This window comes from Lacrimispora amygdalina, from assembly GCF_900205965.1.
Lineage (GTDB): Bacteria > Bacillota > Clostridia > Lachnospirales > Lachnospiraceae > Lacrimispora > Lacrimispora amygdalina_A.
The window spans coordinates 454319-478944 of the sequence record NZ_OAOF01000001.1; the positions used below are offsets into that span (position 1 = coordinate 454319).

The following is a 24626-nucleotide window of genomic DNA, read 5'->3' on the forward strand; positions in this document are numbered from 1 at the left end:
GGGTTTTTCCTGTCCATTAGTCAGAAAGAAATCCTTCCATTTCCTCCTCCATCTGCTTTAATGCAGCTCCATAGTTTATAAACTCTGCCGCAGCCTCATCCTTTTTTTCTCCCTTGTAGCAGATTCTGTGCTCCATACTCGCCCAAAGATCCATCGCCATAGTGCGAAGCTGAACCTCTACCGGATAGTACTCCATTCCATCTGTGTGATAAACCGGAACTCCGAACACAATGTGATAACTTCTATACCCGTTAGGTTTGGGATTTTCAATGTAATCACTTTCCTTTATTACAACAATGTCTGTTTGTCTTCTTAACAGACCGATAATTCCATATATATCTCTGATAAAGTAGCAGATCACCCGGATTCCTGCAATATCAGTCAGACAGTCTCTGGCGGAATCGACGGTAGGAGCCTTTCCGTTTTTTATTAACTTATTTTCAATGCTCTCTTTTTGTTTCAACCGGTATTGTACATGATGAATGGGATAATTAAGTTTTTTTCTCCGATAGTCCTTATTCAGCACATCTACTCTTACCTGTATATTGTTCAGCGCATCCTCATAGGGCTGAATAAAACTTAAATACTCTTCTTCGGTCATACTCCACCTCCAGAACAAATCTCATATAAGAATAAAGTATATCTTTTTTTTGTGTCCATAGCGTGTCCAAATTTTGAACGTTCCTTACATTAAAAAACGGCCCCATGCAGATCATTGCAGGGACCGGTGTTTATTCTCATTATTCTGTCACATCTTCTTTTGCTCTATCCTGATCTTCTGACTTCTCAGGCTGTTCATCACCTTTCGCCATCAGAATACTGCTTACCGGTTCACTGTCATCAGCAAACAGCGGCCTTAATTCCTCTTCCTCTCTCCGCTCTTCCTTCGGCATATAAAGATTAAATACGGGTGATAAGATATAGGAATTGATAAATGCCAGCAATGGGAAACCAAACAGCATAAAAATCATCAGCACAGGCGGTATCATAAACACAAAACCGGCTGCAACAAGCACACCGTCAATCACAATCATTCCAATAGTGCGGAATAAATGACGAATAGACATAAAGAATGCATTGAAAAAAGTACGTTTGATTGGATTATAAAATCTTGACTGGAGCGGGAAAATATACATGATTACAGCCGCATAAATCAGTGCCATAGCCAGAAATACAGTCAGCATAACGGTCTTAACAGTGGCTGAACCGTTAAAAAGGCGGGCAAAGAAATATAAATCCACTCCCAGTACAGCTCCTGCTAAAAGAAGGATCAGCCAGATTATCGTAGCCTGTTTAAAATTTTCTTTAAAGGATTTAAAAAAGGAACGGATGGTATAGCCATCATCGTCTCTGGCAAGCTTTAAAGTTACATAATATACTGCAGTGGTGGAAGCTCCGATGGTAAAAACCGGAAGACTGCAGACAATCCACAAAACATTTAAAATAATCAGGTCTCCGAACTTGCCGATAAAACGCCAAACCGGATTATCATAATTAAAAAAACCAGATAACATATGTTATTCCCCTTCTCTCGTTAACGTCTAAATTATTATAGCGGATTTAGTTTTAAAAAGCAAATATTCTCTTTCATTTCATCAATTTTTTATATTTATATATGGAGGAAATTTCACCAATCTGTGATATAATCTAAAAAGTATATGGATTAATAACAGAAAGAGGCGCAGACTATGACCCCCTATGAAGACAAAACATTCAAAGACACACTGCAGGAAGAAAAAAATAAGTTAAAGACCATGAACTTAAAGGACCGACTGTGGTACATCTGGGAATATTATAAATTACCCATAATCGGAACTGTAGTGGCAGTTACCCTTATTATCTCCATCTTCTCTGCAGTCCGAAGCAACAGTTTTGAAACCGCTCTCTCCTGCGTGATACTAAACAGCCATACCACCAGCCAGGAAGATCTGGCAGGCGAATACTTTGACCAGGGCTTTCGTCAGTACCTGGGTCTGACCGACGATACGAAAATCGATGTGGATCACTCTATGACTGTAAGCTTTGACAACTCCGATATGACGGAATTCACCTATGCAGAGCTTGCCAAGCTTTCTGCTCTTATCACCAGCAAAGAGCTGGACGTGATGATCGGCAGAAAGGACAGTATCGATCACTTTGGAGAGATGGGCGGCTTTTTAGACTTAAAACAGGCTCTTCCGCCTGATGTCTATGAAAAGGTGAAGGACCAGCTTTACGAAGTGACCAACCAGGAGACCGGTGAAACTATCGCATGTGGTATCCGGATCGGCAGCACGGATTTCTTAAAAAAGACAGGCTTGGATATAGAAGATCCCATTCTGGGAATCATCAGCAATTCCACTCGTACAGACAACGCGGAGAAGCTGATTCGCTACGTATTCGGTATGCAAGCTGAAAACCCAGACTCTCCAAAAGTCTGACAGAGGCAAGGTTTTCTTCCTTTACCCTGGCGTAGATTCTGTCTGTTATAGACGATGCTGCATATGTTAAAATTGCCTGGCAGGCTTCTTTTGCATATCCCTGACGTCTATATGGTGTAAAAATATGATATCCCAGTTCCAGAGGGGTATCATTTTTTTTAATAAAAGAATTAATCTCCTCATCTGCGCTGATATCCAGATTAAAAATACCGGCTTTTCCGACTATTGCCTTACTGTTTCTATCGCAAACAGCCCAAATCCCATATTCGTAGAATTCATACTGATGTCTGATATAATTTTCTAAAGACAATCTGCTGCAAAATACCGCACCATCCCGTCCTCCATCAGGTTCCCGTGGTATTTTATCTGCATCCGCTGCTGTAAACTCCCGTATCTTAAGACGCCTGGTATCCGTAATCAGCCATGGAAGCCCGTCCTTTCTCCTGACAACACGTTCCAGCAGTTCAGGGGTAATATCCGCGAAAGATTCCACCAGATAAGATGCCGGCGAAAGACACTGGTCCGTCCGGCTTCGGTCCCATAAACCAATAACAGCCCTGCCTACTGCCAAAGCAGAGCGCAGGGCTTCATATTCGTCTGATATGGTAACCCGGAAATTCTTCCCTTCAACGGTAATTTCCCGCTCCCATATCATAATTTATAAAGTCTCCGGTTCCGGATACTCTTCTCCAAAGGTATCTGCCGTCATAGACTGAATCTTCTGTTCCGTCATCGGGCGGTCATTGTAATCGGTTTTCACGTCTGCGATCTGATTGACAATATCCATTCCTTCAATTACTTTTCCAAATGCAGCATAAGCGCCATCTAAGTGAGGAGCAGCCTTATGCATGATAAAGAACTGTGATCCAGCGGAATCCGGGTTCATGGCTCTTGCCATGGAAAGAACTCCCTCTGAATGCTTTAAAGTATTGGAAACACCATTCTGGCTGAATTCTCCTTTAATGGAATATCCGGGGCCGCCGGTTCCGGTTCCCTGGGGGCAGCCGCCCTGAATCATAAAGCCGTTAATCACTCTGTGGAAAATCAGTCCGTCATAGTAGCCTTTTTTAACAAGACTGATAAAATTATTCACTGTATTCGGTGCTATTTCCGGGTAAAGCTCTGCTTTTATCACATCACCGTTCTCCATTGTAATTGTAATAACAGGATTTTTCATGTTTTTTCCCTTTCTTGTATAAAGTTTAACATATGTGTGTATTTTATCAAATCCTTAAGTTTTTGTCTAGTGTTCATACTTTGTTTCAAATTCATTCAAAAATCTTTTACACAAACAACATGATTTCTTCACGTTTTATGGATATACTAAAAATGTAAATGAAATATGCTTATAAGATTTTTTTCATAATACATGAGCTGATAATATTATTATCAGCTCTCCTCCCTTTTATATAACTAACATTTAAGGAACTGCTGTCAGACAGTTCCTTTTTTTGTTTCTGCAGTATTTAACCCAGATTCACTGGTTGTATGATCCCCGTATTTTTGTCAAAAAGCCCAGCCGCACACACCTGAAGACTGTCATAGGTTTTAAAATAATACTCACAGGATGCTGTATTCATAAATGCCGTATACTTAGTATAATCATAAGAACCCCGCCCTGTCACCACTGCCCCTTTTGGAATGGTCACTCCTTCCATGATGTGAAAGCAGGATACTACCGCCTCCTTCCGGTTTAGGGGAACCGGAAGAAAGGATTTTAAATATGCCGTCCGCACGAAACGGTCCGGAGAGGTATAACCTCCCGGAAGTGCCCTGGTTCCTCCTGCCTGACCGAATGGAGTAAGTCTTACACCGTTCCAGCTCGCTTCTTCTATCTGCTGCGGAGCAGCCTCCATATAATTCCTTAAATTGGTCATATGCCATGGGAGGTCCGGACTGTTTGCCAGAACGCCAATAGGATTATTGATAACTGCAATTCCAGACTCTGTCTGTTCGACTACTGCACAGTCACCGGTCCTGTCAGCTGCAATCCAATGGAGTGGTGCTGCGGTACCGGTAACAGGGTCTTCCATTCCAATTATAGTAACCTGTTTAACCAGTTTTCTTAAATCTTTCACAGAGGTACATGTTCCCAATATATAATGAAGGAATTCAAAAGAAGCAACCGGAGTTGGACCCTTTGCAGTTATCCGGTCTTCATATTTTGCGTACCCGGCAAAATAAAGAGCTGCAGCTGCAAATCCTCTTTCATTTACTCCGTCGAAAAAGCCCAAAAGCCCATCAGTCTCCTGTCCGATCCCAATAAAGCGGTAACCATCCCTCATCTGAATTCCGTTCAGTGCGTTCGTCCATTGAAAATTTGAAGGAACTATAAAAAGGTGTGGGTCGATATCATATGAAAAATCCATATTTCTGCCGAAAAACATTTCTCCCTCTTTCGTCTGTAATGTCATAGCCGTGCACATAGATATTCCCCTGGTTTAGGTTATTTAAATATATATATGGCTCACCGGCTGATTTATGATGGTAAGGCCCTGATTGCTTCTTTTAATTCGTCAATACTCTCCACTGGTTTTAGACACGTCCCGTTTTTACAGAGATAAAACTGGCTTTTCACGGAATCTGCCGGATACTCTTTTGTAAATGGAGCAATAAGTGACAACCGCTCTTTGTTCTCCGGAGTTTTTAGTATAAGATCAATCCCGGCAAATACCTCTTTTTTTAAACTGAGAAGTTCTCTCTCTATTCCCCTTTCCGGCGATACTGCAACGATCTGTGCAGCCGGATAGAGAACCGTCTGAAATGCCAGCAGGGAAAAGCAATGGTTTGCAGGACTTCGTTCTGCTTCTCCTCCCATCCATCTTAACTGCTTATTTAAAATCTCCTGCCATTTTATCTCACCGGTCAGGTGATAAAGCTTACCAATAACATAAGCAGCAACGGAATTTCCAGATGGCAGTGCTCCGTCATAAAGCTCCTTGGGACGGCTGATCAGCTTTTCCCTGTCATGTGCATACATATAGAATCCTCCATTTTTATTATCAAAAAACAGAAGAACCATCCTTTCACAGATATTCACCGCTTTTTCAAGGTATGAAACCTCAAAGCATGCCTGGTACATCTCTAACAGACCAAATGCGTAGAATGCATAATCATCCAGCTGCCCGTCATGTCCGGCTTCTCCGTCACGGTAGCGGATAAATAGCCTTCCATCCTTGTCTGTGAGTTTTTCTTCAAGAAACATCTGGGCATTTCTGGCGGCCTGTAAATATTCGTCCTCTTCAAGAAGCTGGTACGCTTTTGCCATACCTGCTATCATGAGCCCATTCCAGGAAGTCAGGATTTTATCATCCTTGTGAAGTACGGTTCTTTGCAGCCGATAATCATAGAGTATACTGCACAGCCTGCTTATTTTCTCTTCCTTTTTCTCGTATTCTTTATTTTGTATGAGATTAGGAATGTTTTTCCCTTCAAAATTACCCTCTGCCGTAACTGAGAACCATTGGCAGAAGAGCGGCGCATCTTCTTTTAATATCTTTGTGATTTCATCTTTTCCAAATACATAAAACTTTCCTTCCACACCTTCGCTGTCAGCATCCTCTCCGCAGTAAAATCCCCCTTCTTTGTCTATGAGAGTTTCCATCACATAACCCAGGATTCCTCTGGCTGTTTCTTTGTAAAATAGCTCTCCGGTCAGCCCGTAAGCTTCCACAAAGGCATAAGAAAGAAGTGCATTGTCATACAGCATTTTTTCAAAATGGGGAACCAGCCACTTTTCATCGGTAGAATAACGGGAGAAACCACCGCCGATATGATCGTAGATTCCACCCCTGAACATATGTCTTAAGGTTGATTCACACATCATCCGGACCGTCTGGTCCTGTTCATAAAAAGAATGACGCATCAGGAATATCAGATTATGAGCCATTGGAAATTTGGGCGCTCTGCCAAATCCGCCCCAGGTTTCATCATAAGAGCTCTTCAACTGTTGCACCGCAGAAAAAAGCAGTTCCTTACCGGGATCAAAATCACTGGCTTCGCTATCCTTTTCTTCATTTAAATAGCGTGTGATTTCTTCTCCTGCCTGATACACCTTATTCCTGTCATTACCCCATAGCCCGCTAATGGCATTTAAGACCTCTATCAGCCCGGTATTCCCCCATCTTGTATGTTTGGGTAAATAGGTGGCAGCATAAAAAGGTTTCTGGTCCGGAGTCATAATAATGGTGAGCGGCCAGCCTCCTGATCCTGTGAGTGCCTGGCAAACCGACATATATACAGAATCAATATCGGGACGTTCTTCACGATCTACTTTGATTGAAATATAATTTTTGTTTAATACGTCAGCTGATTCCTGATCTTCAAAAGATTCATGAGCCATAACGTGACACCAGTGACAACATGATTTCTATTACCAACGTCAGGAATACCCAATAGATAAGAAAATAGGCTTATCTTCTGCTTTTGCTTTTATAAATGCTTGTTCACACCAAGGCCACCATTCAACTGGATTATAAGCATGCTGAAGCAGATAAGGACTTTTTTCATGTATTAATCTATTGGGTATCTTGCTAATTGTCATAGGGCATCACCTCCTTAAATAAAAATTTAACCTTATTATACCCAAACAAAAAGTGACTATGCAAGCCACATAGCCACTAATATACCAGCGGCAGGTATTCTACTGCGGAACTCTCACTTCCTTCATAAGAAATATAAGCGCAATAATATTAGGAACTGCCATAAGCCCATTCCAGATATCGGAAAATTCCCAGACTGTTTCAAGTTTTGCCAGGCACCCCACAAACACCGCGCACAGATAAAGAAGGGTATAGATCTTCCCTCTCAAAATCCGCTGCAGCAGATAGAGACAATTCCGCTTTTTCAGACTTTCTGCCAGATAACCCGCAGCCTGCTTTCCAAGATAATACCAGGCTATGATGGTTGCAAATGCAAACACCAGCATGGAGCCGGACACCACATATTCTCCAAGACCTCCCAGACGTCTGGAAAAGCTGTACGCAGTGAGCGCTGCACCGTCATAACCGGAGGCGGCTGCATCTCCTTCTGTCATACACAGTATGACAAATGCAGTCATGGTACAAATAATAACGGTATCAAAAAACACTTCAAACATCGCCCACATTCCCTGTTTTTCCGGTGTGGTATTTTCTGCTGCTCCGTGCAAAACCGCCATGCTGCCAAGGCCTGCTTCATTGGAAAAGACTCCGCGGGAAATTCCGTATTGAAGACTTTTGCTGATCCCAAATCCGGCAGCTCCTGAAAAAACGGAAACAGGCCGGAATGCATCCTGAAAAATAATATGAAAGATATATGGAATTTTATCATAACAGGACATAATAACAACCATGGAAAACAACATATATATTCCGGAAGCCAAAGGTATCATTCGTTCCGATACGAAAGCGATCCGGCTGATTCCGCCCAAAACCACAAGCAAAACCAGACCGGTCAGTAAGATTCCGGCTAACGCGGTTGGAACCTGAAAGGAATATTTCATTGTTTCCGCAATGGAATTAGACTGGACCATACTTCCCATCCCCAGTGATACCATAATGCAGAGAAAGCTGTATACCATTCCCAGTACCGGAAGCTTTAATCCTCTTTCCAGATAGACCATGGGACCGCAGATCCATGCTCCCTTCTGATCCCGGTAGCGGTAGCGGATCCCCAGCATCGTCTCCGCATATCCTGTCATCATACCGATGGCCGCAGATACCCACATCCAGAAGATGGCTCCCGGGCCTCCCGCTGTTAACGCAGTAGCCACACCCACGATATTACCAGTTCCTATGGTAGCTGCTAAAGCAGTACAGGCCGTCTGAAATTTGGTCACATCTCCATTTTCCTCATCCTCGTCATCCGTTATACTGCCGATGGTCTGTTTCCACCAATAGGTTAGCTTTCTGAATTGGAAAAAACCGGTTTTTATAGTATAAAAAATTCCGATTCCCAGAAACAGAACCAAAAGCCATGGGCCCCATACCAGTTCATGTATGTAATGAATCATACCTTTTACTCCTTAATTGTCCTCTTTATCACATATTCCATCCAGGAGGATTGTATGAAAATTTCCATTCATTTTTATACAAATTTAATTTTACTATGATATAATCTTATTATGTAATGTATTATTTACAACAAATACGAGGTGAACAATATGCCGGGTTTTACCACCCACTACTTATTAGGTGTCAAGGCATTTAATAATATGCCCAATACTCCGTTAAAGCGAATTATCTCCAAATACCGCTGGCTATATCAGCTCGGCCTCCAGGGGCCGGATATATTTTTCTATAATATCCCTATTCTCCGACACAGAGATTACCGCAACGTTGGCTCCTATATGCATGAAAATCATGTGAACAGCTTTTTCGTTAACAGCTTAAACCAAATAGCTTCCATTGAATCCAGACAACAGAGAGAACAGGCCATCGCATATATGAGTGGCTACTTCTGTCATTATATCGGAGACTCCATCTGCCACCCCTATGTATACGGAAGAATTGAGTACGATATTAAGAATTCCGGAAACTATTATCACGGACTTCATGCCATGCTGGAGAATGATATTGATGCACTTTTATTAATGATCTATAAAAAGAAAAAGCCATCCCAGTTTAATCAGGCAGCTACCATCTGCTTAAATGGCCAGGAGATGCAGTTTATCTCCGGCTTTTTGTCAACCTGCATTAATGATACTTACTATCCGCTGAATTACCGCAATAATTATCAGGTTACTCCCCGCATGGTATCACGCTCCATCCTTGCGATGCGTCTAGGCTGCCGGACACTGGCTGACCCGAACAGCCGTAAGAAAAACAGCATTGAATTTGTGGAATCCCTGTTCCTTAGAACGCCCGTGGCATCACGGAAACTGGTTACTGATATAACCTCTGATCCTGTGATTACATTTAATCTGAATCATGAGACCTGGTGTAACCCCTGGGACCGGAGACTTGCCTCCAAAGCGTCTTTCCCTGAACTGTTTCATCAGTCTATGTCAAAATGCGGGAATGTATTTTTCCGGTTAAATGAAGAATTAACCTCTCCGGTTCCATTAAATAACCTGGATCATAATAAGCTGCTGCGAGAGCTGGGAAATTATTCCTACCACAGCGGACTTGCGGTGGATTAAAAAAAGCATGGAACATAACGCCTGACGCGTTTTGTTCCATGCTTTTTATAACTGTTTTTACTTAGAAGCCTGTGTCTGCTCCTCTTCCGCTTCTGTTTCACTCTCATCTGCTTGCTCTGTATCGTCAGCTGCCGTTGTTTCCATCACAACCGCACCTTCCTTCGGTACAATTTTTTCATCAGAACCTTTTGGAATATCCATATCCACCAGCCAGTACTGCTTCTTGTTCATTGTATAATCCGGCATTACAATCAAATGCAGATCATTATCCTTAAAAAAACCTCCGTATGAGGTATCACTTGATCTCTCAATGCTGAAATCCTGATCAGCCGCTACATCATTCAAATAGCGCACTGCTGCATTAGCAAATGTAACCGCTTCTTCCGGAGTCGTCCCTTCTTTAACAATCAACGTTAAATCAAGACTCTTCTCCTTTGGATCCATGCTGTAATTGACACTGAGAGCCATAGGATATTCTTGATTATCCACAAATTCTTCATCCATATCATTTCCAATCTGAGTCCAGTCCAATACAATTCCCTGCTGCGTTTCAAAGACAGGTTCTGCAGGACCACCACCTGCAAGAATATGGCTCTGGGTACAGCCCGTTAACAGCATTGCTGAAACGGCACATATTATTAGCACTTTGTTCCTCATCATAATATCCTCCTTAATGAACATCACCATTATATCCGATCCGGACTTTTTTTTGTAGTGCTTTCAGCAAAAAGTCAGAAAATCTTCACAAATTCATTAGACTTTTTTATGGCACTCCTGTATTGTATTTCCTCTAATTCCATGTAACTCTAAATATTATTGTATTCAATCTTGCATTTTTGTATAGTCCGTGGTATTATGTTCAATAATGAGTTGTAAATATATTTTTTGAACTTCAAAGGAGCCATAAAATGAACAACAAAGAGAATTTATCATTGATAAAAAAGCTGGATATTATGACTACCCTGGTACCGTTTGCAGGGATTGTTTTATTATGCATTCTGTTTCTTACATACCCCAAAGCCTCAGGAGATGTATTAGCCTCTATCCGTTCCTTTCTGGGAGATGAGCTTGGCAGCTATTACCTGATTATCGGGCTGATCACGTTTTTCTGCTCCCTCTATATGGCTTTTTCCCGATATGGAACAATCAGACTGGGAGATTGTGAGAAACCTTTATACTCTAATTTTAAATGGGGAGCCATGATGTTTACGGCAGGTCTTGCAGCCGATATTTTATTTTACTCCCTTTGTGAATGGCTGCTTTATGCAGGGGAGCCTCACATAAGTGAACTAGGCTCCGTACAGGACTGGGCTTCCACCTATCCTCTGTTTCACTGGGGACCTATCCCCTGGAGCTTTTATCTGGTTCTTGCTGTTGCCTTTGGTTTTATGCTTCATGTTAAAAAACGGACGAAACAAAAATATTCTGAAGCCTGCCGGCCAATCCTTGGTAAACTGGTAGACGGACCTGCTGGAAAACTGATTGATCTGATTGCTGTTTTCGCTTTGCTGGCTGGAACTGCTACTACGTTTTCTCTGGCAACACCGCTGCTTTCCATGGCAGTCAGCCGGGTAACCGGACTGCCTGAATCCAGGTTCCTGACCATCGGAATACTGGTTATCATCTGTACCGTATATACAGTTACGGTTTATTTCGGAATGAAGGGGATATCAAAGCTTGCTGACTCCTGTACCTATTTATTCTTCGGACTTTTGCTTTACGTTCTTATCGGCGGCGGGCAGGCAAGATATACCATTGAAACAGGGATTACTGCAATCGGAAACCTGACCCAGAATTTCATAGGCCTGTCCACCTGGACCGATGCACTGCGGACTTCATCCTTTCCCCAGAACTGGACGATCTTTTATTGGGCATATTGGATGGTATGGTGTGTGGCCACTCCGTTTTTTATCGGCACCATCAGCAAGGGGCGCACGATCAGACAGACGGTTCTGGGCGGTTATTTTTTCGGTCTATCCGGGACCTTTACTTCCTTTATTATATTAGGAAATTACAGCCTTGCACTTCAGACGAAAGGAATCCTTGATGTACTGGGAATCTATCAGTCAACCCAGAATCTTTATCAGACCATACTGGCAATTTTAGAAACACTGCCTTACTATAAGATGGGCCTGGTGCTTCTGGCAGTCACCATGATTGCGTTTTATGCAACGTCCTTCGATGCACTGACACTGGTTGCTTCTTCCTATTCCTATCGGGAGCTGCCTGACAACGAAGAACCCCATAAGCACGTGAAGCTGTTTTGGGCCATTCTTTTGATGTTATTCCCAATCGCCCTTATTTTCTCAGAAAATTCAATGGCAAACTTACAGACGGTATCTATAATCGCCGCGTTTCCCATCGGCATTATCATACTTCTTATTATCTTCAGCTTCTTTCGGGATGCGAAGGAATATTTAAATCAGTCCTGAAAATCCTCTTGACCTTATATCAAGAGCAAAGCTCCTGTCAAACTTTAGGAAAAAAAGAAGGGTGCTGCAAAGCTAAATTACTTAGTTTTGTAGCACCCTCTCTATTTTACTATCAAAAACAACAATACTAATTTAAATTAATATATACCAACTTTCTCTTTGTAAAAGGAAAGGTATAATAGCAGAAATCTTTTTGTATAATTTATTCATAATCTATGTCCTCGTATAATAAATAATAGACTCTACAGAAACTAGCAGAGTCTATTATTCTCACTCTTTTATAAAGTTTTGTAATCGTTTAAAGTATAACCTCTATTCATAAATCTCAATTTCCATACTGGAGTGAGTAGGTACCTGATTTTCCTTTGGGGGAAGCTTCTTATAATCTCCGTAAATCCAGGTAAGAACTTCATGCCAGCCCTTAGGCGCCATCAATTTCGTATCTTCAAACTCCAGATCCACAGTCTGTTCACACCATTCTTTCTTTAACGTCACATATAAATAATCAGGCTGATAATTACTGTAATAGCGCAGACCGCTTTTTCCCTTCCGGTCTTTGACTGCCGCCCAGTACTGAAGCTTTCTTAAGACGCTCATGGGAATCAGCTTACCCGCCAGTGCCAGAATCCCCACGCATATTCCGTTTAACAGGCTGTATTTTTTTAAATCAACTTGATACCTGTGACCCATGGCAAGACCATATATCACTGTATGAAGCAATAATGTGACGGTTGATGACAATTTGTTCTCAGGCAGCTCATCAATGGTAAATAAATCCACCCACAGATGATTTAATCTGCCCTCATAATATTTCATCTCAGCAGTATCATCATGGGTTCTGCTTTTCTTATAAATGATTCTGGCTGTAAAATCATAAAAGGCCTTCCCTCCCCGCAGATCCTTTGGTTCGAGAAGTTCCATATCATCCGGAAGTTCGGCTCTCACCACCTGCAGAAAGGCCTGGTAATTGGAACGGGTAAATGCCACATCTGCATCGTCATCCCACGGAATAAATCCCTTGTGTCTTATTGCACCAAGAAGAGTTCCTGAATCCAGTAAGTATTGAATCCCATGCTTCCTGCAGATCCGGTCTATCTCTTTTAGAATCTTCAGATTTGCCTGATGCACCTTTGTCAGATCATACTCCTTCATAATTCCTCCATTCTGACTAAGACAGAAAAACGATACTTAAGCCTGCTGGTTTAAGCCTTCCTTTATGGTTTTCGCCATATAGTCAATCATGTCATCTGTCATACCCGGATAAACACCAATCCAGAAGGTATCCTCCATAATCCGGTCCGTATTCTTTAATTCACCCACAATCCTGTACCCACTGCCTGCCTCCCTCATCTGATTGAAGCATGGATGCTTGGTTAAATTTCCTGCAAAAAGCATTCTGGTCTGGACACCTTTTGATTCCACATACTGAACCAGCTGGTTCCTGTCAACACCTTCTTTACAGGTTATAAGAAATCCAAACCAGCTTGGTTTTGATCCAGGACAGGGCTCTGGTAAAATCAGCTTTTCCTGCGTATCTTTTAATGCTTCGTGAAGACGGCTGAAATTATGGCGTCTGCGTTCCACAAAAGATGGGAATTTTTCAATCTGCGCACAGCCAATGGAAGCCTGCATATCCGTCGCCTTTAAATTATAACCAAAATGGGAATAAACGTACTTGTGGTCATAACCCAGCGGCAGCTCTCCGTACTGGCGGTCAAACCGGTGCCCGCACAAATTGTCCGTTCCGGAAGGGCATACACAGTCACGGCCCCAATCACGGAAAGAACGGATAATCCGGTTTAACAGGGCATCGTTGGTGTATACGGCTCCACCCTCTCCCATTGTCATATGGTGAGGCGGGTAAAAACTGGAGGTTCCAATATCTCCGATGGTTCCTGAAAAACGCTCTTCTCCATCAATGGTATAAACGGTACCAAGTGCGTCACAGTTGTCTTCCACCAGCCATAAATTATATTTGTCGCAGAATGCTTTAACTGCAGATAAATCGTATGGATTACCCAGGGTATGAGCGATCATAACTGCCTTTGTCTTATCAGAACGCGCCGCTTCTAACATCGTCACATCAATGTTGTACTGGGGAATGGTCACGTCAACAAATACCGGTACTGCACCATATTGAATCACTGGGTTCACCGTTGTGGGGAACCCGGCTGCTACAGTAATCACTTCATCTCCTCTTTTAACCTGACGCTCCTTTAAAAGCGGGGAGGTAAGCGCCATAAACGCAAGTAAATTGGCTGAGGATCCGGAATTCACCAGAGAACAGAACCTTACGTTTAAATATTTAGAGAATTTCTTTTCAAATTCATCGGTATAACGGCCGGAGGTAAGCCAGAACTCCAAAGAGCTGTCTACCAGATTGACCATTTCCTTACTGTCATATACTCTGGAAGCATAGGGGATTCTGTCACCATCTTCAAACGGTTTCTTCTGATTGTGATAAGTATCACAGTATTCCTTTACAAGTGCCAGAATTTCTTCCCTTGCTTCTTTTTCTGTTTTATTATTGATCATAGAATAATTTCCTCTCTTACACTATTAATGAAAGAATTCGCCAATCTGCCGGTCCATCACAGTTATCATATCTGCTCCGGCCAGATACTCTCTGGTCCATTCCACAGTCTTATTAACAGCTTCCTTCACTCCATACCTGGGAGTCCAGCCGAACACCCGCTTTATCTTGGAGCAGTCCAGCTTTAAAAAATTCGCTTCATGAGGACCATCATCCGGTTTGGCGGACCAGGTAATTCCCTGTCCCCATGCTTCGCAGAACAGATTGGTTAATTCGCCGGTTGTAACACAATCCTTATCATCAGGTCCAACATTATAGTATCCCTGGTAAGAGTCATCCTCATACTGTTTCATGGCGATGGTCATATAGACAGCCAACGGCTCTAAAACATGCTGATAAGGTCTTGTGGAATCAGGATTTCTCAATATGATTTCCTGATTTTTAATGGCAGATCGGATACAGTCCGGAATGATTCTGTCATTGGCAAAATCTCCCCCTCCTATGACGTTGCCTGCCCTTGAAGTGGAGATCGCCGTACCTCTTCCGGAAAAGAAAGATTTGGCATAGCTGTGCGTCACAAGCTCAGAACAGGATTTACTGTTTGAGTAAGGATCATAGCCATCCAGTGGATCACATTCCCGATAACCATATTCCCATTCCTTATTCTCATATACTTTGTCAGTTGTTACATTAAGAAAGGACCGGACGCTATCGGTAAGGCGGACGCACTCTAAAAGATTGACTGTACCCATCACATTGGTTTCATAGGTATAAACCGGGTCTTTATAGGAATCTCTTACAATGGGCTGTGCTGCCAGATGAAATACAATTTCAGGTTTTGTATTATGAAAAACTGTTTTTAAATGTTCAAGATCCCTGATATCCCCGATTACAGAATTCATCTGCCCGGATAACCCTGCTACTTCAAACAGGGCAGGATCGGTTGGTGACTGAAGTGAATAACCGGTTACCTTAGCACCAGCTTTTATCAGCATACGGCTAAGCCATGCTCCTTTAAAACCGGTATGCCCGGTAAGAAGTACTCTCTTTCCATTATAAAATTCAGAAAATTCCTTCCATCGGTCCTTTGTTCTGTTCTCCATATTAATTCTCCCATATTTTCCAGGGCGCATTCCCTGACTGCCATAAATCTTCCAGTTTTTTCATCTCTCTCTGGGTATCCATACACTGCCAGAATCCGGTATGATGGAAGCTCATGAGCTGGCCTTCTGCTGCCAGTCTCTGCAAAGGCCTCTGCTCCAATACGGTGGTATCATCTTCCAGATAAGAGAAAATCTCCGGATTAAGTACCATAAAACCACCGTTGATCAGGCTCGCATCTGTCTCATCCTTTTCTCTGAATGAGCGGACAACATCTCCCTCATCAATGTCCAACACACCCTTTAGCTGGGCAATGTTGACCGTTGTCATGGTTGCTGTCTTTCCATGGTTCTCATGAAACTTCAATAGCTCATTTAAATCCACATCACAGACCCCGTCTCCATAGGTAAGCATAAAGGGTTCGTCTCCGATGTAGGGCTGAATACGTTTCACTCGTCCTCCAGTCATGGTGTTCAGTCCCGTATCCACAAGCGTTACCTTCCACGGTTCTGAATAATTATTATGTACCTCCATGCTGTTGTTGGCCAGATCAAACGTTACATCTGATGTATGCAGAAAATAATCTGCAAAAAATTCTTTTACCACGTACTGCTTGTAACCCAGGCAGATTACAAAATCATGGAAGCCAAATTGTGAATAATATTTCATTATATGCCATAAAATTGGCTTTTCTCCGATTTCAATCATTGGCTTTGGTTTTAAATGGCTCTGTTCGCTGATTCTCGTCCCAAAACCACCTGCTAATAATACCACCTTCATTGCGCTGCTTCCTCCTGATATTCCTTTATTCATATTCGTGATAAGCCTTACGGTAAAAATGCATCAGCACCTTAACAACCGGTTCCGGCCACATCTTTCTAAACATCTCCGTCTCTTCCTCTAAACGGCTGTTGTCTTCTATCGCCGCCTTTGTTGCCGCCGCCTCATGAACCCGGTAGAAAATAAGCGGTCTCTCCACACAAATAAAACGGCCGGGCAGCTTAGACAGCTTAAAGAGCGTATCCCAGTCCAGGGCAAAATGATAAGGGGAGGTAAAAAGAGGTTCCCCCAATTGTTCTTTATTGTATGCACATGCAGGACAGCAGATGGAATTCCCAAAAAGCAGGACACTTTTTTTCACCCAGGACAAATGACTGAGAAAGCGCAGGCGCAAAGGCAGACGCAAAATCCGTTTAATCAATTCAACCGGCTCAAGTACTGCAGTCTTGTCCTTTTTTAAAACGGTATAGCCGCCCGTAAACAAAGTCATGTCCGGATACGTTCTGTAACAATCCAGAAGCCTCTTCACATAGTTTTTCTGATAGAGATCATCCTGATGTGCGATTGTTACAAATACAGCGTCTGCCATGTAATAGGCAAAATTCCAGTCATCGCGGATGTTGCTTTTTTCATGTCTGATAAAAAGAGGAATCCCGTACTTGTCTGCCAGTCCGCTTATATAGCAACTAGGCGTTGAAGTACATAGTATAACATCGGATTCCACACTCTGGGCCATAATAGATTGGATACAGGATTCCAAATAAGGAGAATCCCTGTAAGCGCAGATTGCAAATGCATGTGGTTTCATTATTTACCTCTAAGAATACAATTGTTTTAGTCTGGGTATGATTATATCATAAAAACAATCAAACTTACTACCATATTCATTATTTTGAAAGAAATTACCTGTTGTTGATTCTAAACTTTTTATAAAATTAGCACTCTACTATTGACAGTGCTGATAACGCGTGTTATATTACATGTATAACAAATATATAAATTTTATCTTTGGAAAGGAGATATGACTTATGATGATGCCTAGCATTTTTGGAGAAAACTTATTGAGTGACTGGATGGATTTTCCCTTTGACCGTTCCTTCTTTGGAACGAAAGAAACTATGAAAACAGATGTACGGGAAGTTGATAACGGCTATGAACTGGATATCGATCTTCCAGGTTTTGAAAAAGAGGATATCAAAGCCCGTCTATCAGAGGGTTATTTAACTATAACTGCTGCAAAAGCAGAGAACAAAGAGGAAAAGGACCAGAATGGCCGCTACATCCGCAGGGAACGTTATTCCGGAAGCATGAGCCGGAGCTTCTATGTTGGGAATGGTCTGAAAGAAGAAGATATTCATGCTAAATTTGAGAATGGAATTCTTAAGCTGTCCGTTCCTAAAAATAAGAAAAATGAGATTGAGCAGAATAATTACATCTCCATAGAAGGCTGATAAAATAACTATAGCAAGGTATTCTGAATCATATAGCTCAGAATACCTTGCTTTTCTTTCATAAATTATTCATCTGTCGGATAAAAATACATCCTTGGGATTTCTATAATTATTTATTACCACTGCATGCTTTAAATATGGAGCCAACCCGATTATTGATGTCAAAATATCCGCTGTCCATTAAGATAGTAGGCTTTACCTTTGCCGCATCTGGTCTTTTGTTTTTTAAGCAGGATTCATCTGCATACGCAGCAACAATTTCTCCAAGAAACATGGTAAAATCAAATATTGGAATTGTCTGTATTACTTTACAAAGATAATTTACCGGACACTCCTTTATCATTGGTGCGTTTCCTGCTTCGTCATAAAATGACTGAAAAACATTTGTCTTATCTACTTTATTACCAGTTACAGTTCCACAGTAATCTGTTTTTTCAATTTCATCAGAAGATGGAATGTTTACCGAGAAATATCCATTTTCTATGACTCCAGCAGTTGTATAATGAGAATTTTTTAATGAAATATAAAGAACGGGCTTCTGACTTACCACTCCATAGGCTCCAATAGTGGCATAGTTGGGTTTTTCATTAATACACGCACCAGCCAGAACCGCGACATACGGCCCATAAGGAATGTTTGCTATTTTTGTTTTTGTCATATTTATTCTCCTATCAATCTTTCTTATATTGCTGCAGCAATGAAGATTATATAATAGAATTTTATAAATATATAGACTTTTTCTTTTGGATGGGATATCATATAGATAGAGTGCGCCCGGTATGCGCACTCTATTTTATTTCACTCATTATCCTGGTATTAAATTAATTCTATATAAGCCTCAATCAGCTTTAATGTCTGTTCCATTCCTTTTACATGGGTCCGCTCTGTTCCATGGGAAGCATGTACGCCCTGTCCGATCAGTGCAGCCCTGATGTTATGTCCGCCACGGATGGCTGCCCCGGCATCAGAACCGTAATGAGGGAATACATCTACGGCATAATCAATCTTCTTCTCCTTGGCCAGGGAAATGAGACGGTTTGTCATCTCGTAATCATAGGGCCCTGATGAATCCAGGGCGCAGATGGATACCTTACGTTCATCTCCTGATAAATCATCACCAAGTGCTCCCATATCCACTGCGATAAATTCTTCTATATCTTCCGGTATCCAGCTGGCACCGAAGCCAACCTCTTCATAGTTGCTGATCACAATCTTCAGAGTCTTCTTCGGCTTAATTCCTGATTCTTTTATATCTTTTAAAACGCCTAAAAGAACTGCAACTGAAGCCTTATCATCTAAATGGCGGGATTTGATATAGCCGCTGTTGGTATGTACAAACATGGGATCAAAGCTTATATAATCTCCAGGCGCGATTTCCAGCTTTCTTACATCCTCTTCGCTGTCAATTAACTCATCCAGACGCACTTCCATATTCTTTGGTTTTCTCTCCAAAGTTCTGGCGTCGTCATAGGTATGAACCGACGGCTCTTTTGTGAGTATCGTACCGGTGTAGGTCTTCCCGGTTCTGGTATGAACTTTGCAGTACATGCCTTCTATAGACTCCATCATAAATCCGCCTACAGGAATTATGATGAGCATTCCCTTTGAAGTAATGGATCGCACCATGGCACCCAGGGTATCAACATGAGCGGATAATCCTAAAACTTCCTTCTCTTCTCCTGGAACTTCAATGATTAAACCGCCCTTTTTATTATAACTGGCGGAATAACCAAACCCTGCTGCCTCGTCCTCTACTGCTTTTTGCACCTGTCTGGTGTATCCGCTGGGACTTGGGATATTTACTATTTTTTCTAATATGGTTGTTACATATGTCATGGTTTCCATAATATCTGCCTTCTTTTCTGGTTTTTTTCTATTTTAGCAGATCTATAAAAGGAAATCTACTTAAGAATATGGAAAAAGGCTGTAAAGACCAGCCGGATTAACCGGATCTGGCTTTACAGCCTGTATTCATGCTTTATTAAACTTCAAAAATCAGATCACCGTAGCTTGGAAGCGGCCAGATATCCTTATCCACAATCATCTCCAGCTTATCTGCCGGATCACGAAGTGCTTTCATGGCAGGAACTACTTCGTTGTGGTAAGCAGCAGCCTGCTCCTTGTTCTCTCCGATTGCTGCACACTTATCAGTGATATCAACCAGAGCGGAAAGTGCCACCTTCATATCAGACAGATATGCGCTTACCTCAGTCAGAAGCTCTTCCTGTACACTGGTATCTGCAGCCGGACATGCTGTTTTTACCTTGCTTAAGGAATCTGCAAGAGCTGTTGTATATTTTACAACTGCCGGAATGAGCTGTTTGCCAGCCATATCAATCATGGTTCTTGCTTCAATATTAATAGCCTTTGAATAGGATTCATATTCAATCTCAACACGGGATTCTAACTCAGCCTTTGTAAATACCTTGAATTCTTCAAACATGCTGATGGACGCGTCCGTGGTAAGTGCAGGAATCGCATCAACCATTGATTTAATGTTTGGAAGTCCTCTTCTCTCTGCTTCTTCTACCCATGCATCAGAATAACCATTGCCGTTGAAGATTACTCTCCTATGTGCTGCCAGCTGCTCTTTAATCATATCATGTACAGCCGTATCAAAGTCTTCTGCTTTCTCAAGTATATCTGCTGCTTCCTTAAATGCCTCTGCTGTAATGGTATTTAATACAACGTTTGGTGATGAGATGGAATCAGAAGAACCAACCATACGGAATTCAAATTTATTGCCGGTAAATGCAAATGGTGAAGTTCTGTTTCTGTCAGTTGCATCTTTGAATAAGTCTGGCAGAGTCTTAACACCTGTCTTTAACGTACCGCCGGACTTGGAGTGAGTTGCCTCACCTGTGCTGCAAAGCTGGTCTACGACATCCTCCAGCTGCTCGCCGATGAATACGGAGATGATTGCAGGCGGTGCCTCGTTTGCACCCAGTCTGTGGTCGTTTCCAACATCTGCTGCAGACTGACGGAGAAGATCTGCATGCTTATCAACTGCCTTTAAGATACAGGATAATACCAGTAAGAACTGAATGTTCTCATGTGGTGTCTCTCCAGGGTTTAATAAGTTAATTCCGTCATCACTGGTTAAGGACCAGTTGTTGTGCTTACCGGAACCGTTAACGCCTGCAAATGGTTTCTCATGAAGCAGACAGTTTAATCCGTGACGGCCTGCCACCTTCTTTAAGGTCTCCATAACCAGCTGATTGTGATCAACTGCTACGTTGGACTGTTCATAAATTGGTGCCAGCTCGTGCTGGGCAGGTGCAACTTCATTATGCTGGGTTTTTGCAGGTACCCCAAGCTTCCAGAGTTCTTCATTTACTTCTTTCATATACGCTGCAATTCTTTCACGAATGGAACCAAAGTAATGATCTTCCAGTTCCTGTCCCTTTGGAGGCATTGCACCGAATAAGGTTCTTCCGGAGTAAATCAAATCTTTTCTCTGTAAATATTTTTCATGGTCAACCAGGAAATATTCCTGTTCCGGTCCAACAGAAGGGGTTACTCTCTTGGAAGTAGTATTACCAAACAGTCTTAGGATTCTTAAAGCCTGCTCATCAACTGCTTCCATAGATCTTAAGAGAGGAGTCTTTTTATCGAGCGCTTCTCCTGTATAAGAGCAGAAGGCAGTTGGAATGCAAAGAGTTACGCCGATGGCATCTTCTCTTAAAAATGCCGGTGAGGTGCAATCCCATGCTGTATATCCTCTTGCTTCAAAGGTTGCTCTTAAACCACCGGAAGGGAAGGATGAGGCATCTGGCTCGCCTTTTACCAGTTCTTTTCCGGAAAACTCCATAATAACCTTACCTTCTGATGTAGGAGAGGAGATGAAGGAATCATGCTTCTCGGCAGTAATGCCTGTAAGCGGCTGGAACCAGTGTGTATAGTGAGTTGCGCCTCTCTCAATCGCCCAATCTTTCATTGCATGAGCTACTACATCTGCAATAGAAGGATCCAGTTCTGCACCGTCTTCAATGGTTTTCTTTAATTTCTTGAATACGCTTTTTGGCAGACGCTCTCTCATAACGGTCTCGTTAAAAACATTCTTACCGAACAGCTCGGCTACATTCACAACTTCGCTCATAAATTTTCCATCCTCTCATATTAATTTCCACTTAATAAAATTAAGTCTAATTGTTTTTTTAAGTCTCCTCATTATCTGAATATGCGCATAAATCAGAAAAGGCGCCCTCCTGTCATAAGGAGAACGCCATCGTTCTTAATTAAAATAAACCATTTCCCTAAAAAAATCAAGTACTTTTTGAAAAAAATATTTATTTTAGTATGTTTTCTATGCTTTTCCAACGGAACCGAATAATTCCATCTTCTCTTTCACAGTTGCCTTAATGGCTTCTGTTCCTGGTGCAAGGAGCTTACGCGGGTCAAATCCCTTGCCCTCTAAATCCTTGCCTGCTTCAATATATTTACGGGTCGCTTCTGCAAAAGTAAGCTGACATTCCGTATTCACATTGATCTTCGCTACGCCAAGGCTGATAGCCTTTTTAATCTGATCTTCCGGAATGCCTGTCCCGCCGTGAAGTACCAGAGGCATACCGCCTACTTTATCTTTTACGGCTGCCAGAGTTTCAAAGCTTAAGCCAGCCCAGTTTGCCGGATATTTGCCATGGATGTTGCCAATTCCTGCTGCCAGCATGGTTACGCCTAAATCAGCGATCTGCTTGCACTCGTCCGGATCTGCACACTCACCCATACCAACTACGCCGTCTTCCTCGCCGCCGATGGAACCAACTTCCGCTTCAATGGAAAGGCCCTTTTCATTGCAAACCTTCACCAGCTCTGTTGTCTTCTCCACATTCTCTGCGATTGGGTAATGGGAACCATCAAACATAATTGATGAGAAACCAGCCTCAATGCACTTATAACAGCCTTCATAAGAACCGTGATCCAGATGAAGCGCTACCGGTACACTGATCTTTAATTCGTCGATCATGGCCTTAACCATAGCTGCTACCGTCTTATAACCTGTCATGTATTTGCCAGCGCCTTCGGAGACTCCCAGAATAACCGGAGATTTCAGTTCTTCGGCTGTCAGTAAAACAGCTTTTGTCCACTCAAGGTTGTTGATGTTGAACTGTCCAACTGCGTATTTTCCATCTCTTGCTTTTTCAAGCATATCTTTTGCTGAAACTAACATATCACAGACCTCCATATTTTTTATTGTCTTACATTTCTTCATTATATACTATTTTCCCTTATTTGGAAAGGCTATTTTTTACAAGATTGTATTTTTTATAACAAAGTTACATTTACTTTCAGGAACTCTGTGTTAAGCTAAAAAGCCCATAACAGCCTCTTTCATTGAATCCCGGCCGCACTCGGTCTGATGAAGAACTGGTGCAGTGCGGATCTCTTCAACTGCCTGTGGTATATCGGTTCCTGATACCTCTGATAAACGATCTATAATCTTAAATTCATCTTCTAAAGATTTCTTACCTTCCAAAGCTTCTAAGACATTACCGGAAAACTTATACGGACTTGCTGTGGAGGCAATCACTGTTCTGGTCTCATCCTTCGTCCGTTCTTTATACTGATGATAAACAGAAGCCGCAACGCCTGTATGAGTGTCAATTAAATATCCGGTGCGGTCAAACAGCTCTTTTATGGTTCTCTGGTTTTCTGCTTCTCCTGCATATCCACCAATAAAGTCTACCATGAACTTTTTCATATCCGGTGTAACCGTATAACTGCCTGTTTCCCCCAGTTCTTTCATAAGATCTGCATTCTTCTTAGCATCACAGCCGGTGCTTAAATAAATGAGGCGTTCTAAGTTACTGGATATCAGGATATCCATGGAGGGAGAACTGGTAAGAATGAATTCCCTGTTTCTGTCATAGATCCCTGACTGGAAGAAATCATAAAGTACTTTATTCTCATTAGAAGCACAGATTAATTTATCAATAGGCACACCCATCTGTTTTGCAAGATAAGCAGCTAAAATATTTCCAAAGTTCCCAGTTGGAACAACCACATTGATCCGCTCTCCCTCAGAAATCTCTTCTCCTGAAAGCAGTTTTCCGTAAGCATACACATAATATACCACCTGCGGTACCAGTCTTCCGATGTTAATGGAATTGGCGGAAGAAAGTTGATACCCATTCTTCTTAAGCAAAGCTGCAAAGTCCCTGTCACCAAAAATTTTTTTCACACCAGTCTGCGCATCATCAAAATTCCCATGTATTGCCGCGACATGGGTATTCTTACCCTTCTGGGTTACCATCTGAAGCTCCTGGACACGGCTCACACCGTTTTTGGGATAAAAGACGATGATCTCAGTTCCTTCCACGTCCGCAAATCCAGCCATGGCTGCTTTCCCCGTATCGCCGGAGGTAGCAGTCAGTATCACAATCTTATTCTTTACCTGATTCTTCTTTGCAGCAACGGTCATCAGATGAGGAAGTATGGAAAGCGCCATATCTTTAAATGCTATAGTACTGCCATGGTACAGTTCCAGATAATATGCACCGTCTGCTTTTGATATCGGAGCAATCTCTTCCGTATCAAACTTGCTGTCATATGCACAGTTTATACAGTTTTTTAATTCCTCCTCTGTATAATCGGTAAGAAACAGCTTCATAACTTCATAAGCAGTTTCCTGATATGTCAATGTAGAAAGTTCTTTCATGGTCTTGTCAAGCCTGGGGATAAAACATGGCATAAACAATCCGCCGTCTGCTGCCAGCCCTTTTAAAATTGCCTGGGAAGCCGTCACATTGGCCTCTCTGCCTCTGGTACTCTGATAGGATAATTCCATGG

Annotated in this window: 21 protein-coding genes and 1 pseudogene; 4 read left to right on the forward strand and 18 right to left on the reverse strand. The window is 42.1% G+C overall.

Annotated features, from left to right (window positions below):
• Window positions 1-16: 16 nt before the first annotated feature.
• The gene (locus tag CRO04_RS02180) at window positions 17-601 is read right to left on the reverse strand and encodes a GTP pyrophosphokinase (protein ID WP_097002581.1); all 585 of its coding nucleotides are present in this window, start codon (window positions 599-601) and stop codon (window positions 17-19) included.
• Window positions 602-740: 139 nt separating this feature from the next.
• Window positions 741-1514, reverse strand: a complete 774-nt coding sequence (locus CRO04_RS02185; protein WP_097002582.1) for a YesL family protein — start codon at window positions 1512-1514, stop codon at window positions 741-743.
• A gap of 174 nt (window positions 1515-1688) precedes the next feature.
• Here CRO04_RS02185 and CRO04_RS02190 point away from each other — a divergent pair, with 174 nt between their 5' ends.
• Entirely contained in the window at window positions 1689-2420 is a 732-nt protein-coding gene (locus tag CRO04_RS02190; RefSeq protein WP_097002583.1) for a hypothetical protein, read from the forward strand.
• On the opposite strand, the gene CRO04_RS02195 is transcribed toward CRO04_RS02190, so the two are convergent.
• The 5 genes and pseudogenes from CRO04_RS02195 to CRO04_RS02220 all read right to left on the reverse strand — a co-directional run bounded on the left by CRO04_RS02195 (window position 2329) and on the right by CRO04_RS02220 (window position 8412).
• Window positions 2329-3075, reverse strand: a complete 747-nt coding sequence (locus CRO04_RS02195; protein ID WP_097002584.1) for a GNAT family N-acetyltransferase — start codon at window positions 3073-3075, stop codon at window positions 2329-2331. The genes CRO04_RS02190 and CRO04_RS02195 overlap by 92 nt on opposite strands.
• Window positions 3076-3078: 3 nt before the next feature.
• Window positions 3079-3597, reverse strand: a complete 519-nt coding sequence (locus CRO04_RS02200) for a peptidylprolyl isomerase (RefSeq protein WP_097002585.1) — start codon at window positions 3595-3597, stop codon at window positions 3079-3081.
• Between the two features lie 289 nt (window positions 3598-3886).
• The gene (locus CRO04_RS02205) at window positions 3887-4846 is read right to left on the reverse strand and encodes a choloylglycine hydrolase family protein (RefSeq protein WP_097002586.1); all 960 of its coding nucleotides are present in this window, start codon (window positions 4844-4846) and stop codon (window positions 3887-3889) included.
• A 53-nt stretch (window positions 4847-4899) separates the two neighbouring features.
• Window positions 4900-6963 (reverse strand): annotated as a pseudogene (locus tag CRO04_RS02210) (thioredoxin domain-containing protein).
• A gap of 99 nt (window positions 6964-7062) precedes the next feature.
• Window positions 7063-8412, reverse strand: a complete 1350-nt coding sequence (locus CRO04_RS02220) for an alanine/glycine:cation symporter family protein (RefSeq protein WP_097002589.1) — start codon at window positions 8410-8412, stop codon at window positions 7063-7065.
• A 150-nt stretch (window positions 8413-8562) separates the two neighbouring features.
• Between CRO04_RS02220 and CRO04_RS02225 the strand changes: the two genes are divergently transcribed.
• Window positions 8563-9540, forward strand: coding sequence for a zinc dependent phospholipase C family protein (locus tag CRO04_RS02225; protein WP_097002590.1), 978 nt, complete (start codon window positions 8563-8565; stop codon window positions 9538-9540).
• 57 nt (window positions 9541-9597) lie between these two features.
• Here the strand turns inward: CRO04_RS02225 and CRO04_RS02230 are convergent, their stop codons facing one another.
• Window positions 9598-10200, reverse strand: a complete 603-nt coding sequence (locus CRO04_RS02230; RefSeq protein WP_097002591.1) for a hypothetical protein — start codon at window positions 10198-10200, stop codon at window positions 9598-9600.
• A gap of 248 nt (window positions 10201-10448) precedes the next feature.
• On the opposite strand from CRO04_RS02230, the gene CRO04_RS02235 reads away from it, so the two are divergent.
• Window positions 10449-11972, forward strand: coding sequence for a BCCT family transporter (locus tag CRO04_RS02235; protein WP_097002592.1), 1524 nt, complete (start codon window positions 10449-10451; stop codon window positions 11970-11972).
• Window positions 11973-12284: 312 nt separating this feature from the next.
• On the opposite strand, the gene CRO04_RS02240 is transcribed toward CRO04_RS02235, so the two are convergent.
• From CRO04_RS02240 to CRO04_RS02260, 5 genes are read right to left on the reverse strand one after another with little or no spacing between them, the layout of a single operon-like run.
• A complete protein-coding gene (locus CRO04_RS02240; RefSeq protein ID WP_097002593.1) occupies window positions 12285-13124 on the reverse strand; it encodes a LicD family protein in 840 nt (279 codons plus the stop codon).
• A 36-nt stretch (window positions 13125-13160) separates the two neighbouring features.
• Window positions 13161-14507 (reverse strand): lipopolysaccharide biosynthesis protein RfbH, encoded by a 1347-nt coding sequence (gene rfbH / locus CRO04_RS02245; protein WP_097002594.1) that lies wholly within the window; start codon window positions 14505-14507, stop codon window positions 13161-13163.
• A gap of 24 nt (window positions 14508-14531) precedes the next feature.
• Window positions 14532-15608 carry a CDP-glucose 4,6-dehydratase gene (gene rfbG, locus CRO04_RS02250; RefSeq protein ID WP_097002595.1) on the reverse strand — a complete coding sequence of 359 codons (1077 nt, stop codon included), beginning with the start codon at window positions 15606-15608 and terminating at the stop codon, window positions 14532-14534.
• Between the two features lies 1 nt (window position 15609).
• Entirely contained in the window at window positions 15610-16386 is a 777-nt protein-coding gene (gene rfbF, locus CRO04_RS02255) for a glucose-1-phosphate cytidylyltransferase (RefSeq protein WP_097002596.1), read from the reverse strand.
• 25 nt (window positions 16387-16411) lie between these two features.
• The gene (locus CRO04_RS02260) at window positions 16412-17197 is read right to left on the reverse strand and encodes a glycosyltransferase family A protein (RefSeq protein WP_334293607.1); all 786 of its coding nucleotides are present in this window, start codon (window positions 17195-17197) and stop codon (window positions 16412-16414) included.
• 217 nt (window positions 17198-17414) lie between these two features.
• On the opposite strand from CRO04_RS02260, the gene CRO04_RS02265 reads away from it, so the two are divergent.
• The gene (locus tag CRO04_RS02265; RefSeq protein ID WP_097002598.1) at window positions 17415-17837 is read left to right on the forward strand and encodes an Hsp20/alpha crystallin family protein; all 423 of its coding nucleotides are present in this window, start codon (window positions 17415-17417) and stop codon (window positions 17835-17837) included.
• Between the two features lie 109 nt (window positions 17838-17946).
• On the opposite strand, the gene CRO04_RS02270 is transcribed toward CRO04_RS02265, so the two are convergent.
• The 5 genes from CRO04_RS02270 to thrC form a co-directional block, all read right to left on the reverse strand.
• Window positions 17947-18495: a flavin reductase family protein gene (locus CRO04_RS02270; protein WP_097002599.1), complete on the reverse strand. Its 549-nt coding sequence runs from the start codon at window positions 18493-18495 to the stop codon at window positions 17947-17949.
• 158 nt (window positions 18496-18653) lie between these two features.
• The gene (locus CRO04_RS02275) at window positions 18654-19682 is read right to left on the reverse strand and encodes a M42 family metallopeptidase (RefSeq protein WP_097002600.1); all 1029 of its coding nucleotides are present in this window, start codon (window positions 19680-19682) and stop codon (window positions 18654-18656) included.
• Window positions 19683-19818: 136 nt separating this feature from the next.
• Window positions 19819-21936, reverse strand: a complete 2118-nt coding sequence (locus tag CRO04_RS02280; RefSeq protein ID WP_097002601.1) for a glutamine synthetase III — start codon at window positions 21934-21936, stop codon at window positions 19819-19821.
• A 207-nt stretch (window positions 21937-22143) separates the two neighbouring features.
• A complete protein-coding gene (fba, locus tag CRO04_RS02285) occupies window positions 22144-23007 on the reverse strand; it encodes a class II fructose-1,6-bisphosphate aldolase (RefSeq protein WP_097002602.1) in 864 nt (287 codons plus the stop codon).
• A gap of 132 nt (window positions 23008-23139) precedes the next feature.
• Window positions 23140-24624, reverse strand: coding sequence for a threonine synthase (thrC, locus tag CRO04_RS02290; RefSeq protein WP_097002603.1), 1485 nt, complete (start codon window positions 24622-24624; stop codon window positions 23140-23142).
• Window positions 24625-24626: the final 2 nt, after the last annotated feature.

Coding starts and splice junctions, on each gene's coding strand:
- CRO04_RS02180 (WP_097002581.1), bottom strand. CDS start 601: ATGACCGAAGAAGAGTATTTAAGTTTTATTCAGCCCTATGAGGATGCG.
- CRO04_RS02190 (WP_097002583.1), top strand. CDS start 1,689: ATGACCCCCTATGAAGACAAAACATTCAAAGACACACTGCAGGAAGAA.
- CRO04_RS02205 (WP_097002586.1), bottom strand. CDS start 4,846: ATGTGCACGGCTATGACATTACAGACGAAAGAGGGAGAAATGTTTTTC.
- rfbG (WP_097002595.1), bottom strand. CDS start 15,608: ATGGAGAACAGAACAAAGGACCGATGGAAGGAATTTTCTGAATTTTAT.
- CRO04_RS02235 (WP_097002592.1), top strand. CDS start 10,449: ATGAACAACAAAGAGAATTTATCATTGATAAAAAAGCTGGATATTATG.
- CRO04_RS02275 (WP_097002600.1), bottom strand. CDS start 19,682: ATGGAAACCATGACATATGTAACAACCATATTAGAAAAAATAGTAAAT.
- CRO04_RS02225 (WP_097002590.1), top strand. CDS start 8,563: ATGCCGGGTTTTACCACCCACTACTTATTAGGTGTCAAGGCATTTAAT.
- CRO04_RS02230 (WP_097002591.1), bottom strand. CDS start 10,200: ATGATGAGGAACAAAGTGCTAATAATATGTGCCGTTTCAGCAATGCTG.
- CRO04_RS02200 (WP_097002585.1), bottom strand. CDS start 3,597: ATGAAAAATCCTGTTATTACAATTACAATGGAGAACGGTGATGTGATA.
- CRO04_RS02240 (WP_097002593.1), bottom strand. CDS start 13,124: ATGAAGGAGTATGATCTGACAAAGGTGCATCAGGCAAATCTGAAGATT.
- rfbH (WP_097002594.1), bottom strand. CDS start 14,507: ATGATCAATAATAAAACAGAAAAAGAAGCAAGGGAAGAAATTCTGGCA.
- CRO04_RS02270 (WP_097002599.1), bottom strand. CDS start 18,495: ATGACAAAAACAAAAATAGCAAACATTCCTTATGGGCCGTATGTCGCG.
- rfbF (WP_097002596.1), bottom strand. CDS start 16,386: ATGAAGGTGGTATTATTAGCAGGTGGTTTTGGGACGAGAATCAGCGAA.
- CRO04_RS02280 (WP_097002601.1), bottom strand. CDS start 21,936: ATGAGCGAAGTTGTGAATGTAGCCGAGCTGTTCGGTAAGAATGTTTTT.
- CRO04_RS02265 (WP_097002598.1), top strand. CDS start 17,415: ATGATGATGCCTAGCATTTTTGGAGAAAACTTATTGAGTGACTGGATG.
- fba (WP_097002602.1), bottom strand. CDS start 23,007: ATGTTAGTTTCAGCAAAAGATATGCTTGAAAAAGCAAGAGATGGAAAA.
- CRO04_RS02195 (WP_097002584.1), bottom strand. CDS start 3,075: ATGATATGGGAGCGGGAAATTACCGTTGAAGGGAAGAATTTCCGGGTT.
- CRO04_RS02220 (WP_097002589.1), bottom strand. CDS start 8,412: ATGATTCATTACATACATGAACTGGTATGGGGCCCATGGCTTTTGGTT.
- CRO04_RS02185 (WP_097002582.1), bottom strand. CDS start 1,514: ATGTTATCTGGTTTTTTTAATTATGATAATCCGGTTTGGCGTTTTATC.
- thrC (WP_097002603.1), bottom strand. CDS start 24,624: ATGGAATTATCCTATCAGAGTACCAGAGGCAGAGAGGCCAATGTGACG.